Source organism: Herbaspirillum rhizosphaerae (assembly GCF_046025915.1).
GTDB classification, from domain to species: domain Bacteria; phylum Pseudomonadota; class Gammaproteobacteria; order Burkholderiales; family Burkholderiaceae_D; genus Herbaspirillum; species Herbaspirillum rhizosphaerae_A.
In genome coordinates, this window is record NZ_JAQQFR010000026.1 from 1 (window position 1) to 13,593 (window position 13,593).

Annotated in this window: 13 protein-coding genes; 5 read left to right on the forward strand and 8 right to left on the reverse strand. The window is 50.9% G+C overall.

Features of this window, described 5'->3' with window-relative positions:
- From PQR63_RS23340 to PQR63_RS23375, 8 genes are all read right to left on the reverse strand, one after another.
- On the reverse strand, window positions 1-1,568 hold a 1,568-nt coding region (locus tag PQR63_RS23340; RefSeq protein WP_408170647.1), incomplete at its 3' end, for a KAP family P-loop NTPase fold protein.
- Between the two features lie 4 nt (window positions 1,569-1,572).
- Entirely contained in the window at window positions 1,573-2,805 is a 1,233-nt protein-coding gene (locus PQR63_RS23345) for a tyrosine-type recombinase/integrase (protein ID WP_408170649.1), read from the reverse strand.
- Between the two features lie 129 nt (window positions 2,806-2,934).
- Window positions 2,935-3,552 (reverse strand): riboflavin synthase, encoded by a 618-nt coding sequence (locus tag PQR63_RS23350; RefSeq protein ID WP_408170651.1) that lies wholly within the window; start codon window positions 3,550-3,552, stop codon window positions 2,935-2,937.
- A 17-nt stretch (window positions 3,553-3,569) separates the two neighbouring features.
- Window positions 3,570-4,688 carry a bifunctional diaminohydroxyphosphoribosylaminopyrimidine deaminase/5-amino-6-(5-phosphoribosylamino)uracil reductase RibD gene (gene ribD / locus PQR63_RS23355; RefSeq protein ID WP_408170653.1) on the reverse strand — a complete coding sequence of 373 codons (1,119 nt, stop codon included), beginning with the start codon at window positions 4,686-4,688 and terminating at the stop codon, window positions 3,570-3,572.
- Window positions 4,689-4,829: 141 nt separating this feature from the next.
- Entirely contained in the window at window positions 4,830-5,456 is a 627-nt protein-coding gene (locus PQR63_RS23360; protein ID WP_408170655.1) for a GspH/FimT family pseudopilin, read from the reverse strand.
- A gap of 14 nt (window positions 5,457-5,470) precedes the next feature.
- Window positions 5,471-5,923, reverse strand: coding sequence for a type IV pilin protein (locus PQR63_RS23365; RefSeq protein WP_408170657.1), 453 nt, complete (start codon window positions 5,921-5,923; stop codon window positions 5,471-5,473).
- A gap of 34 nt (window positions 5,924-5,957) precedes the next feature.
- On the reverse strand, window positions 5,958-6,590 hold the full coding sequence (locus PQR63_RS23370; RefSeq protein ID WP_408170659.1) for a pilus assembly PilX family protein: 633 nt from the start codon (window positions 6,588-6,590) through the stop codon (window positions 5,958-5,960).
- Window positions 6,587-7,036: a PilW family protein gene (locus tag PQR63_RS23375; RefSeq protein WP_408170661.1), complete on the reverse strand. Its 450-nt coding sequence runs from the start codon at window positions 7,034-7,036 to the stop codon at window positions 6,587-6,589. Before PQR63_RS23375 ends, PQR63_RS23370 begins: the two co-directional genes overlap by 4 nt.
- Window positions 7,037-7,073: 37 nt before the next feature.
- Between PQR63_RS23375 and PQR63_RS23380 the strand changes: the two genes are divergently transcribed.
- The 5 genes from PQR63_RS23380 to PQR63_RS23400 all read left to right on the forward strand — a co-directional run bounded on the left by PQR63_RS23380 (window position 7,074) and on the right by PQR63_RS23400 (window position 13,472).
- Window positions 7,074-8,396: a site-specific integrase gene (locus PQR63_RS23380; protein ID WP_408170663.1), complete on the forward strand. Its 1,323-nt coding sequence runs from the start codon at window positions 7,074-7,076 to the stop codon at window positions 8,394-8,396.
- Window positions 8,389-10,293, forward strand: a complete 1,905-nt coding sequence (locus tag PQR63_RS23385) for a hypothetical protein (protein ID WP_408170665.1) — start codon at window positions 8,389-8,391, stop codon at window positions 10,291-10,293. Before PQR63_RS23380 ends, PQR63_RS23385 begins: the two co-directional genes overlap by 8 nt.
- Before the next feature lie 466 nt (window positions 10,294-10,759).
- Window positions 10,760-12,331, forward strand: a complete 1,572-nt coding sequence (locus PQR63_RS23390; RefSeq protein ID WP_408170667.1) for a site-specific integrase — start codon at window positions 10,760-10,762, stop codon at window positions 12,329-12,331.
- Window positions 12,318-12,809 carry a hypothetical protein gene (locus tag PQR63_RS23395; RefSeq protein WP_408170669.1) on the forward strand — a complete coding sequence of 164 codons (492 nt, stop codon included), beginning with the start codon at window positions 12,318-12,320 and terminating at the stop codon, window positions 12,807-12,809. Before PQR63_RS23390 ends, PQR63_RS23395 begins: the two co-directional genes overlap by 14 nt.
- Window positions 12,810-12,899: 90 nt before the next feature.
- Window positions 12,900-13,472, forward strand: a complete 573-nt coding sequence (locus PQR63_RS23400) for a 3'-5' exonuclease (RefSeq protein ID WP_408170671.1) — start codon at window positions 12,900-12,902, stop codon at window positions 13,470-13,472.
- Window positions 13,473-13,593 lie beyond the last annotated feature (121 nt).

Below are 13,593 nucleotides of genomic sequence, written 5' to 3' on the forward strand. Positions count from 1 at the left end.
CTATTTCGGACAAATTGGTCATCGCATTCATTTAGAAAATACTCGAGAAACGTCAGATTTCCGGTTGCCTTCTTTAAACGGTTTTCCCATTCAATGCTCGTGCGCGCATCTGCCATAGAATCTAGGGACGTCTCATACTCCATGATTGCGAACTTTGCAAGATCGAGAGCAGCCTCTTCTGTGGAGCAATCTGCGATAAGTGCTGCTTGATGGATTCTAACGACGACTTGTTCGTTGTTTTTATCACTCAAATATCGAGATTGAATGTCTCTTGCTTCGCGAGCGGTAAAAGAGGGCGGACTAGAGCCTAGTTGAGCCCAGTACTGAATTGTTTCATCTGATATGTTTTGCCAGTGTGTAAGCAGCAAATGAGTAACATTAAAAATACGCTGAATATCTGCCGAATCTAACGAGTTCGAGAGAAACGGTTCCAGCGATTTTCTAATTTTTTCCTTGTGCACATTTCTCTCGTCTTCATTAATCGCCCAGGAACTCCAATCTTCTCTCTCTTTTGATAGAGCCGATATGATCCAGTCGATGATTTTTGGGTTTTCCTCCCAGGCGATTGCGTGGAGATAGACACTTCTCCAGTCGATTTCTTCTTCACTATGTCTATCAAGTGACGGGCCGAGGGCACCGATGGAACGAGCTATGAGTTTAATTCTGCGAGGTTGATTAGGAAAAACGTCTGTAAGTGTCTCCAAGGTCGCCTGGGAAATACATTTACAGCATGCATGAAGAGCCGCTGAGATCAGCAGGTTTTTATGCTGTTTCTTGGGAGGCGGAAGGTCAAAAGGAATGTCGATAATCTTTTCCAGAAATCCCTGTGCATCATCGCCGAATGAAGGGGAGTAGTCGCTTAAAGCTCTTGCAATAATTTTTTTATCAAACGCCAGAACAAATGTGAATCCCGGCCAATCTAGAAGCTCTCGCAGCGCCAGCAGTGTTTTTGGCACGACCTTCGGATCCGCTCTGTCAAGATCATCAATGAATACGACCACACGTCGCCCTGCAAGCTGCGTGACGAGATCATCTAAATCTTTGTGATCAAATTTTGACCAACTGACAGCAAATGACGCGATATCAGCGGTGCTTTCTATCGCCAATTTGGCTACAAGCGAGGGAACAGGGAGCAGTTCTGCTAATGCTGCGAGGCCAGATTTTAAAAGATTAAATAATTTTCTTATTGGATTGACCTTGCGCGCTAGATGCTTGTAGGTGTGTTTAAGAGATAGGTGAATATCTTCTTTTATTAAGCACTCTCGCAATTTCTCATAAAACAGAGAAATTACGTCGCTTTCCTCCACAGCTGACCACGCTGAGAATGAGAGAACTACAGAATGTTGCTTTTCTTCGATTGTTTTTAAAAGATTTAGGATGCTGGTTTTTCCGCTTCCCCAAGGACCGTATAATCCAATGCGAGTCGACCAGCCCTTTGGAGAGGTTTGAATGAACTGATTAATTGCGCGGGCCACTCCTATTCCATTTAACAAGTCCTCTTCGGGCCGTAGAATGGGTGCGTCATGTCCCTCGGCTTGAATTTCATTCGAGATGGCTCGTGTAATCATCGTATTACCTTTTTTCTCGTTTTTCTTGCGGCAGTTTTGACCGGCTGGTAATCACGTCCGATCGTGGGAAGCAAAAATCTGCCCAACTTTGCAACATCTCTTTCCTCGCCAAAAAGTGATCAGCGTGGTTATAGCTGGCGCGTACTCGGTTTCTTTCGGCGTGCGCCAATTGCATCTCTATGGCGTCGCGATTGAAGCCTTTTTCGTTTAGCCAAGTACTGGCCGTCGCTCGGATGCCATGAGGAGAGAACTTCCCTTTGTATTTTCCGTTGCCCATCGTCGCAAACATGTTATTCAAAACTGTGCGGCTGAGCGGTTTATGTAAAGAGCTGAGACTTGGAAAAACATATGTAGATCCACTTGAATACGTCTTTAGCTCTTGCAGTGTTTGAACGGCTTGCGTAGACAGTGGAACCAGATGGGCATCCTTCATTTTCATTCTGCTTGCTGGAATAAGCCACTTGCCGTTGCTGATATCGAATTCATCCCAAGTCGCTTCCAGTAGCTCAGTCTTTCGCACAAACGTCAGCAATAGCATCTTGGCCGCCAGCTTGGTGGCAATCAATCCAGGGTAAGCATCGATGGCGTCAATTAGATCGTCAATTTCATTTTCTTTCAAATGTGGGCGATTCACTACGACAGGGATTTCGGCCCATCGCTTCAAACGAGTGACCGGATTCACTTCAATTTTCATTTTGAAGAGCGCGTACTCGAACACTTGAAATGCTGTTCCGCGAACCCGATCAGCAGTTTTGATTGTTCTCTTCTTCGCGCACTTTTCCAATACATCAAGCAGCATCTTGCTTGTGATTTCCTTTATGGAGAAGTGACCAATGGCTGGATATAAATCGCGTTCTAGATAAAGCTTATTGGCTTCTCGCCATGCTTCTGACCGAATGTTCTTCTTGCTGTCGTACCACGTGGTGGCAATGATCTGGAATGTGTCGTGCGTCGCGGCGCGAGTCTTCTCTTTTTTAGCTTTCAGAATAGCGCCAGGATCAATTCCCTCCAGCAGCAATCTCTTGGTGTCAGATAGCTTGATTCTGGCTGTGGCTAGTGAGATCAACGGATACTTGCCGAAAGTCAGCGTGTAGCGTTTGCCGCCAAAGCGATAGTCAAACCGCCATGACTTCGTGCCGGACGTGGAGACGTGCAGATGCAAGCCATTGCCGTCAGAGATTTTCTGCGTCTTTGGCGTGGCTTTGATTGATTGGATTTTTAAGTCGGTAAGTGCCATGACGGTATTTTCATCTTTGCTTGAAAAATACCGTCAAGTATACCGTCAAAACGACGGTATTTTATGAGTTGCCATGAGATTCAATGAGCTGTCGTGATATAATAACTCATTGATTTTTAACGAATTTGATTATTTATGAGTTGCTGAAAGCATACGTTCGACATAACGCGCAATCAGATCAATTTCCAGATTCACCTTGCTGTCGACCTTCAGGTGCTTGAGCGTTGTGACCTGAATCGTGTGCGGGATCAGGTTGATGGAGAATCGGCAGCCGTCGGCGACGTCTTCCACGCGGTTGACGGTGAGCGAAACGCCGTTGACGACGATGGAGCCTTTGTAGGCGAGATACTTGCCGAGTGCCGCAGGGGCTTCGACGATCAGTTCCCAGGATTCGCCGACCGGTTCAAATTTGCGCACCACGCCGAGGCCGTCGACGTGGCCGGAGACCAGATGGCCGCCGAGGCGTTCTGCCAGGGTCAGGGCTTTTTCCAGATTGACTTCACCCGGTGCATCAAGACCGGCGGTGAGGTTGAGGCTCTCGCGCGAGACGTCGACGGTGAAACCTTTGGCGGTCTTTTCGACGACGGTCATGCAGGCGCCGTTGAGGGCAATCGAATCACCCAACGCGACGTCGTCCATCGGCAGTGCGCCGGCATCGATGTCAAGGCGCACGCCTGCGTCGGCGGTGTTGCCCAGAGGTTGAACGGAAGTGATTTTGCCGACAGCGGCAACGATGCCTGTAAACATAATGAAGCCCAAATAAATTAACGGAACCGTGCAAGGATACGCAAATCTTCGCCGATTTGCTTGACCTCGTGGAAGCGCAGGGAGATCTTGCCGGACAGATCGTCCAGCGCCGGCAGGTCGAACATGCTGCGCCCGTCGCCGAGCAGGTTGGGCGCGAGATACAGCAGCAGCTCATCGACGCAGCCTTCGCGAATCAACGAAGCATTGAGCTTGGAGCCGGCTTCGATGTGGACTTCGTTGAGCTGGCGTTTGCCCAGTTCAGCAATCACGCGCGGCAGGTCAACCTTGTTGTTGGCATTGGGCAGGATGATGACTTCCGTGCCCTGGTCTTCCAGTGCGGCAATTTTTCCGCGGTCTTCGCTGGCGGTGAATACCCAGGTGCCGCCGCCTGCCAGGATGTTGGCGGAAGGCGAGACGGTCAGCTTGCTGTCGATGACGATACGGCGCGGCTGGCGAGGCGTGTCGACTGCGCGCACGTTCAGTTGCGGATTGTCGTCCTTGACGGTGCCGATGCCGGTCACGATGGCGCAGGCGCGCGCGCGCCAGAAATGACCGTCGTCGCGTGCCGCCTGGCCGGTGATCCACTGGCTCTTGCCGTTATGCAGCGCGGTCTTGCCGTCGAGGCTGGCGGCCGATTTCATGCGTATCCACGGCGTGCCTTGCTGCATGCGCTTGAAGAAACCGATGTTCATTTCATAGGCGGCGTCCTGCATCAGGCCGGAGACGACGGCGATGCCGGCGGCTTGCAGTTTTTCCAAACCTTTGCCGGCGACCAGCGGATTGGGATCGGTCATAGCCGAGACAACCCTGCCGAGGCCCGCTTTGATCAGCGCATCAGCGCACGGCGGCGTGCGGCCAAAATGGCTGCAGGGCTCCAGCGTGACGTAGGCAGTCGCGCCGTGCACATCGTTGCCGCGTTCCTGGGCGTCTTTCATCGCCTGTATTTCGGCATGGTTGCCGCCGGGCGGCTGGGTGAAGCCGGCGCCGATGATCCGGCGGTCTTTGACGATCACACAGCCGACGCGCGGATTGGGTGTGGTGGTGAACATGCCGAGCGCGGCTTGCTCCAGCGCTAGCGTCATGGCTTGCTGGTCGCTATCGATGTCGATGGAATAGAGGGACTGGTCGGTGGACACGTTGGTTATTGGCGTTGTCTGTGTTGATGGTAATTAGTAATTGCTAATTGCTAATTGCTAATTGCTAATTGCTAATTGCTAATTGCTAATTGCTAATTGCTAATTGCTAATTGCTAATTGCTAATTGCTAATTGCTAATTGCTAGTGATCGTCCGGCATGGCGGTGGAGCTGCCGCTGCTGGTGCCACTGAATCTGCAACTGGCATCGTCCGCGGGATTGCACAGGCGGGCGCGGCCGGCAAGGGTGATGCGCACGACTCTTTCCTTGCTGTTGAGCGAAAATTGCCACGATCCCCACTGCGGCGTCAGCGCGTTCAGATTGCTGCGCGGTCTGCCGTTGCCATTGTAAGCGATGTAGGGATAAGACTTGTCGCTCAGGGTGGTGGCGACTTGCAAGCCGGGAATACGGTCGTCATAGCTGTAGATGAGTTCATCGCCGGTATCGAACTGCGGCTGGCTATCGCGGGGTTTATTGACAAATACCACCCAGCCGTTTTCCCAGTGCAGGCCATCGCGCGGGCCCAGGTCGACACGCGCGCCGCGCTGAATGGCTTCACTGCGCGCCAGATTCAACGCAAACATGAACTGACTCGATGCGGTGATGACTTGCTGGGTTTGCAGATAGGTACGAAAGCTTGGTACACCGGCTGCCAGCAGGATACCAATGATGCACAGCACGATCAGCAGTTCGGGCAGGGTGAAGCCGGCTGAATGTAGAGAATGTCCGTGGTATCCACGGTGACGGTGAAAGGTATGATGTGCCGGCATGTCGCGATACCCCTTCACCAGCACACTGCCGGCGCTGATGCAGCCGGCACGCCCGCAGCGCTCCTTTCGCCAAGACTATTGAAGGTCAATGTACCGCACACGTCATCCTTGAAGTGCGTATCGACTTGCGGCCCGCCGGGTATTGCCGACAACACGACACAGTGCTGGATGGCTTCGCCGGGACAGGCCGCCGCGCTGATCTGGTACGCGCTGCCTGTCGCCGTGCTGCCCGAATACCAGAGGAAGGAATTGGCGTTGGCGGCGGTGTAGGCCACGTAGCTGTTGTAGCGCGAAAAATGGCGTTCCTGTTCCTGCATGGCTTGCGTGAGCGCAGCGCGCGCTTCGACGCGCTTTCCTTTGGTGATGACGCCGAGATAGGTCGGGTAAGCGACCAGCGAGAGCAGGCCGATGATGCTGACGACGCACATCAGTTCGATCAGGGTAAAGCCACGGGAAGGGATGGTCATGATTGGGGGCATAGGGGGCTTATAGAATGAAATCTCAGATTTCCTGCCAATTGCCGATTTCCCGCCAACTGATCCTCACAGGAGGTTTGTAGGGAGAGTCGGGAGCGGCATGGATGGTGTAGATGGATTGCAGAACCACTTGCGTGCTTTCCCGGCTGCCGAAACCGACGGCTGTGACGCGCAGGCGCTGCACAGCGGATGCAGATGCAGCGGATTTGCCGACCGTGATCAGTTCGATCAGATAACGCGGCGGTCGCGCTGCGAGAGACGCCGCACCATAAGGAAAATGCTGTGCCGAGTAGCGCCCGTAATCGATCCATGGCGTTGGCGCAAGCATGTTGAAGCTTGCCCAGAGCGGCGTATTGCCGGCACGGCATAGTCCAGCGAACGGGCCGCTCTCATGACAGCGCCCGGGCAACGCAGGAAATGCATCCATTTGCCCGCGCACATTGGCTGAATGGGCTGATCCGGCAGACAGATCCAGCTCCGCATCGCGCAAGGCCGCCTCGGCCGCTTCGAAGGCGATTTGTCGGTCGCGGTCGCTGCGCGACGATTTTTCGTTCATCAGCGACATGCGTGCTGCCGTCACGCCCAGCAACATGACCACGATCAGCATGATCAGGGCAATCAGCAGGGATGCGCCGGATTGGCGATGGCGTCTCATCATGGCGGCATGTTGCGTAAGCGTATCGTGGTCTGAAACAGTTTGCGTATCCGGTGCGGCTGTTTGAGTTCCGTGATCGTGACGCCAGGGTCGAGGCTATTGCGATAAGCCGGGCCAAAGAGCTCATAGACGCTTTCTGGTGCATCGTTGCCGCCGTTTTGTTCGCCGCGTACCAGCATGGCAATGCGTACGGCAATCACTTGACGCCACTGTTTATCCGTCATTTGTGAAGCATTGCGATATTGCGTCACAGGGCCGTCATTGTGGTCGCCGACACCATACAGAACCTGAAAAGCTTCGATACCGCGCGCGATAGGAGTCGCATCCCAGTTGCCATCTTTTTTAGTGAGATGCTTGCAGCGTAGTTCCGGTTCACCGTGCCTATCGGCAGCGACATAAAAAATATTCAGCGCTAGCTCTCTTTTGTTATATGGCCTTTGGGCAGACAATCTCGTAGCCGTTTATTTCCAACTAACGAACACCACTATGCTTTATTTGATTTTTTGGCCAATTCTTCAGCAGGAGCGACCGGGCCTTCTTCCAGAGAAGCCTGTCCCTGTAATTTTTGACGAAAACTGGGTCTACCAGCGCCCAGCGTCCAGATATCTACGTGCTCGAGCAAGAGGGGAAGCCTTCGGCGAGGATCAACGCACACGCATTCCTACGAAGCAAAGCCTAGAAACGTTTGCGCGATATCTTTGCAATTTTCTTGAATGGTGCGCTTGGGCACGCCATCCATGGGGAGACGTCGAGTATCTCGACCATCTAATTAATGGATATCAAAGGCACATGGAATCCGGCATTTTTAGTGCCGAAAAACGTCCGCTTGCGGCAAATACTATAAATAGACGCGTGGACGAAGCGTGTCATTTTCTTTCATGGGCCGGGAGGGCGGGGCTCCGTAGGCATTTTAAGATAAGTGCCCGGGCTGGCTCCATGGCTTTAGGTGGAATGTCATCAAATCGCAGGACGGTCGAATTCAATAGTCGTATTGGTAAAGTACGGCCAAATCCATCAGCTTTACGCATTCCTACAGAAGAGCAAGTCGCACGATGGCTTCGCGGCGTAAAAATCGAAAAAGGCCTTGTAAAAGCGCTGATGTGTGAATTGATCATCAAGTCCGCAATAAGGCGCGAGGAATGTGCCCAATGGCGTATCGATACTCTCCCGCTGGACCGGAATTCTTGGGACGTATATGGAGAAAAGCTAACGCTCAGCATCGAGCACGGCACAAAGGGTAGTAAAAGACTCGGCGAATTAAAGGAGGAGATTGGGCCGCGGAGACATATCGTAATCCCGCTCGAGCTTGCAGAAAGCATCCACCACTATCGCGAGTTTCTGCGTCCTAAAATTCGCATGAAGTACGTAAATGCTGCTATCAATAGCAATGAAAGAAGGCGGCGCTTAAAGCAGGTCGAGAACCGCCTCTTTTTATCCGAGCATACGGGCCTTCCGCTCACAGGAAAGCAGCTGTGGAAGGACTGGACCGAGGTAAAAAATAAGCCGTATTCAGGTTGGTCTCCTCACCTAGGAAGGCACTATTGGTCATGCCACACGCTTCTTAAGTTACATCGAGAACGAGAAAACCTGCTCGCCACGGGTTGTGCAATTACATCCGACTGGATAGTCGGCAATGCGCAAAGCGACCTTCTAATGGTCGTTCAGCCCCAGCTAGGGCATATCGACGTCCAGACGACAAACGTATATCTTCGCTGGCTTCAAAAAATGGCATTAGGGATCAAGCATGCTGACGATTGGATGAATAATCTGGAAGACTTACCTTCGGACGCGGGTGGAGAACATGGCTGATCTATCGAAAAAAAGGGGAATTGGTCACGGGTTGCATCCGTTTCCTACATCGAGCACATCTGAGAAAACAAACAAGCTGCAGTTCTGGACAACCCATAACAGAATGCCGTGTTTTGTTGACCTGACTGAACTATCGACTGGAGTTTCCGAAGACGAAATACAAAGAGATTCGTATAGATGGAAGGGCCGAGAAGGAACTGCGTTTTTCGGAAGACCTAAGTTGATAGGTGAGCTTGCGCCATATTTTTATGCAAGATACCGCGCTTCGCCGAAAGAAGTGATACGTACTAATATCGCTAGATTAAGGTGGTGGTGGCGTTTATTCGACAGGTTCGAGGGGAGCGAACCAGTCCGTTCAATAGAGGATTTAAACGAGCTTCATTATGCCGCGTACCGCACCAACCCGTGCGGTTCCAGTGGCGCTTCCTTTTTCTTTACGCTCGTCGCGGAGGCGCGTGCCGACTCGAACCTTCCGCCACTTTATTGGACCGCGATTCGCATTCCTCCCAAGGAGCGAGAGCTGCCGCTACTTGATGACGTAAAACGCCTTTACCACTGGCTTAAGCGTCCTGCATTTGAGGCACTGCGGCGATATGAGCATGACCCGGATGCAATCCCGACGAAGCATGAGGTTGTATATCTGTTCGCGATCTTCATATTAAATACCGGATGGAATCCACAGGTTGCGGTCGACATTGACGTTGATACGTGCGATAAAGATGGGGCACCTCTTTCGATCATCCCGCATCCTCAGAGTGATGCACATAGTATTGTGCTATCGAAAAAGGCACGAGCACGTAATAGCATCCAGTCGGCGATAAGCAATAATGGCCGTCAGCTTTCACCACATAACATCCTACTTTCCTTAATTAGACAGACAACGCCCCTTAGAAATCGCCTCAAGCAGAAAAGAGAAGAGCTAGCAAGAAATATAGCGTCCATCTCGCCGCTGACGAATTCAGAGCGAGATACTCTCAATGCCGCAATTTCGGGAATTACGGCATTCATAAATTCACCTTGGATATATGAGATTCTGGCCTCGCCAAAGGGTACTTTCGGGACGTCGGCAGGCAAGACAAACACTTTCCTTCCAGAGATTGGACGACTTCAGCAAGCGGCCAACATTAAAATCTCAAATACCAACGCGAAATCTAGGACAGGTCCTGTATTTCAATACGCGGCTCAATGTATTAATTCAAAGTTATCCGAGACTGAAACGAAAGTTTCTGAAAATATCTCGCTAACGGATTTGCGTGATGCATTCATATCTTGGCGATACGAAAAAAGCGGATACTCGTGGATGGACGCGATGCTCGCAGCTGGACACGGAAACATTGAATCTCTGCGCGCGTATCTTCGAAAAAAACAGCACCGGGCATTTTCACAAAAGGAATTTTCGCGTGTAACCGGACACATGTGGGACGCAATTACGGCCCAGGACTCCCCTCACAATCGGGAGGATTTGACGCTTGTCATCGCGGCAAAGGTGGCCGGCGCCTCTGCTGAGCAGATCGCAAGATGGCAGGCAGGAAAAGATAGAACTTACGTCGGCGCAGGTTGTATTAATATATCTTCACCACCGCGCCACATATCTCCGAACCATACAGATGGAACGCTTTGCCGAATTCAGCGGTGCACGCTTTGTCCGGAAAACGCGATTCTCTTTCATGACAGCCATGTGCACTTAGCAAAGCGTATCGCAGAGCTCCGCTATCTGCAATGCAATATGTCCATTACAAGCTGGCTTGCATCAGACTACCCGATCGAAATGGAAAAAACATGGGAAGCGCTTGCTGCGTATGATTCCGATCAAGTTAGCAGGTATGTAAAGGAATGGGAACTCGCAATCGCTGAGAAACGCCATTTCCCATTAATTATGGATGGCGCTTATGAGTGAGGCGAAAAAGAATGACGTAAACTCCGCCGTGAGTCTGGATGAGGCCCGTCTATCCCTGTCTGCGAGATTCAGTGCTGAGAAAATTCAAAGTATGGGAGCGATCGAACTACTAGAGTTGCAAAAGACTTTTCGACTTGGGGACGTTTGGGGGACTCTTATAATGCCAACGGAGTGGATGCCCCCTTCGAGGGTTCACACATTCCCTACCAATCTAATGTCAAGTTTCCGCACCATTGCACGGTCTGAGACCGAATTAGAACTTGCAATCATCACGTCCGTTCGCATGTTTCTTCTATGTTTATTCTCACCAAGTCAAGTTGGACGGCACTCGCCTAGGCTTTTGGATATCACGACGATAAGCGTAAATCTTCGGTCAATCTGGATTTCGATACTGAAACGAGCGCTAGCCAAGCCAAGCAATTCTTCTAATGGCCTTATCGAACGACTTACGTGGGATGAGCTTTCGTTGCGTGGTGAAATTCGTGAAATGCGCCGCTTCGAGAACTTTGCAGCAAAAGGACTTTGGACCGACAAAATCAGGGGTACGCCGAGTTTTAGGAAGCCGTCACTTCTGCAAGAATCGATGAATCTTCAACGAGGGAAGAAGCCAGGTCCGTACAAGCCATTGCCTGACGCCTTTGTATATGAGATTGGCAAAAGGTCCGCATGGATAGCAACGCATCTTGCGCCGTTTGTAGTGTCGGTTTTCGAGAAAATTGCTTCGGCTCCGCTAACAACTCGCAAGGGGAAAAGACTTCATCGGTCTACGGAATTAAAAAGGCAGAGGGCTCTAGTATGTCAGCATAAGTGGGAATCCCCCGATGGAGGGACCTTGCAATGTTTGCCCTTTGAGATCAAGTGCGTTACTAAAACCGGTGGACGGGAGATGCAGTGGCCGCCGACCAGTATTGCGCAATTATTCACGTATTTGGCTATCTGCCAGATGGCACACTATTTCATCGTCGCTCTTAGCTGTGGCCCACGTGCAAGTGAAATTTTTTCTTTCAAAACGAATTGCCTTTCTTCGCGTAATGACGGTATAGGCGTCGCGTTCGGGACTACCTATAAAGTCGTCGATCCGCTTAGCGGCGTTAACCGTGATTGGCCGTTGCCCGAGATTGGAATAGCCGCATTAGAGAATCAGATTCGGATATCGAAGCTTCTTAGCGCGTATTTATGCGTTATTCGTGGAAAAGAGAAAGAACATCAGGCTGAGGAATTTCCGCTGTGGAGGGTGATAGGTGGAAATACGCCCGGTGCGCCATTGATGAATGTGTATAACGGCGAGATAAGGTGGTATGTAGATGCGCTAGACCTTACGCACTTGCTCGATGAGCAGTTATTTACCAATCATCGCTTCCGCAAGACGATTGCTCGTGTCTTAGCACTTGCGCTGGTCAATGCGCCGAAGATATTGATGGATGTGTTCGGTCACGACTCGATGGAATCGACAATGAGTTATATCTTGTCTGACAAAAATGTGCGGGCTCAGGTGCAAGAGATTCGGAGGGAGCTCGTTATCTTAATGGCTAAGCAGGCCATCAGTAACGCCGATGGCAATGGGGGCCGGGCTGCGGCCCCACTGCGCGAAACGATAAAGAAAATTCGATTTCGCAATGGTGGAGATTTTGGAGCCGACGACGAGAACGAATTGGCAGAGATGCTCACGGGACAGGGTCGATTTTGGCAATGGGTCAGACCAGGAGTAATGTGCACAAAGGTCCCAGAACAAAGGGGGCCTTGCACAAAAAATCAGAGTCAGCCGAATCCAAGCCGATGTAGCGCCGACTGCCGTTTCCGTCTAGAGGATGCGGAAAATCGCCAGCAAGTTGACGAGACGATCGCGGACATCGTAAACAAGATTGAGAGCGCAGTATCGCGGGATGATCGGATCTTGGCTGAGCTGTGGGAAGGGCAGCTGCTTAGCCACATTAAGAGATTTGATGATTTGTTAAAAAAATGGCAGGAGCATCCGACGGTTGCATCTGTACTCGTGCGGCGTAGTGAAGTAAAGGAACATACTAATGCGGTCGAATAAAAAGAAAGTAAATGATGCGCTTCGCTCTGCAGGAACCGAGCATGCACGGGAACGCACAGCTAATGTGATTCGAAAACTTCGTGCAGCAATGGCTACCATCGATTCAGAGATGGCGAGCAACGATGGCATTTATCCTCACAATTTTGGCCGATTAACGCAGGTAGAGGTATGTCGGCGGGCAGAGGTGGCAAAAATTACTTTGTACAGTCCTGCTCATATAAAAACGACTCGAACAGAAGTGAGAGATTGGATTTCCAGTCATCAAATTAAGAACAAATTGGCAGCACGAAACGCAAGCGTTAAAAGGGATGTTTTTTGGAAAGAAGAGCATGCCAAGGTTGCCAGCCAAATCTGCTTGTATGAGCAGCAGCTCATTGAAAAGGACATACAGATAAAAATGCTTCGCGAAGAGATCAATGTCCTAAAAAGAAAATCTCCATTACGGAAGGAAGATAACGTATCGAATTTGAAGGAGTAGTTTATTCGGTAAGCTTATCCATGGATTGATTACGCTGATATGAATCGGTTATGCTGCTTTTTTAGCATGCAACAGTGATTGGTAAGAGTGATGAAACGGTTTTTGGTAGTTGACCTTGAAGCGACTTGCTCGGACGACGGCAGTATCCCGCCGGAGGATATGGAAATCATCGAGATCGGGGCTTGCTGGGCCACTGAAAGTGGCGTTGTTCTCCAGCGCTTTCAGCATTTGGTTAGACCATTGGTCAGGCCTGTGTTGACACCGTTTTGCACGTCATTGACGGGTATTCGTCAACAAGATGTTGATCAGGCTCCATTGTTTCCCATTGCCGCTCAGGCGCTCAGCGAATTTGTATCTGAAATTCCTGACCCCAGCGCGATTTGGATGAGTTGGGGCGCATACGATATGAAGCAGATGGTTAGAGATTCTCAACGTCATGGTATCGCCTCTCCGTTGACCATGCCTCATCAAAATGCCAAGAAGGCGTTTGCCAAAGTGCAGCGCATCGGTAAGGAAGTGGGTATGGCGAAAGCATGCGAACTCGCCAATATTGTGCGCGAAGGGCAGCATCACCGTGGCCTGGACGACGCAGTCAATATTGCACGCTTGATCCCATGGGTCTTAGGAGCTTCGCTTCTGGGTGGTCAACGTACGGTCCCTTAAGCGAAATTCTGATCATGCCGCTCAAAGTATTTATCGATACCGAATTCACAGACTTTCTAGATCCCCAGTTGCTTAGTATTGGCTTAGTGGCGGAAACCGGTGAAGAGTTCTACGCCGAGCT

Coding starts and splice junctions, on each gene's coding strand:
- PQR63_RS23350 (WP_408170651.1), bottom strand. CDS start 3,552: ATGTTTACAGGCATCGTTGCCGCTGTCGGCAAAATCACTTCCGTTCAA.
- PQR63_RS23400 (WP_408170671.1), top strand. CDS start 12,900: ATGAAACGGTTTTTGGTAGTTGACCTTGAAGCGACTTGCTCGGACGAC.
- PQR63_RS23395 (WP_408170669.1), top strand. CDS start 12,318: ATGCGGTCGAATAAAAAGAAAGTAAATGATGCGCTTCGCTCTGCAGGA.
- PQR63_RS23365 (WP_408170657.1), bottom strand. CDS start 5,923: ATGACCATCCCTTCCCGTGGCTTTACCCTGATCGAACTGATGTGCGTC.
- PQR63_RS23360 (WP_408170655.1), bottom strand. CDS start 5,456: ATGCCGGCACATCATACCTTTCACCGTCACCGTGGATACCACGGACAT.
- PQR63_RS23370 (WP_408170659.1), bottom strand. CDS start 6,590: ATGATGAGACGCCATCGCCAATCCGGCGCATCCCTGCTGATTGCCCTG.
- PQR63_RS23380 (WP_408170663.1), top strand. CDS start 7,074: ATGCTTTATTTGATTTTTTGGCCAATTCTTCAGCAGGAGCGACCGGGC.
- PQR63_RS23385 (WP_408170665.1), top strand. CDS start 8,389: ATGGCTGATCTATCGAAAAAAAGGGGAATTGGTCACGGGTTGCATCCG.
- PQR63_RS23345 (WP_408170649.1), bottom strand. CDS start 2,805: ATGGCACTTACCGACTTAAAAATCCAATCAATCAAAGCCACGCCAAAG.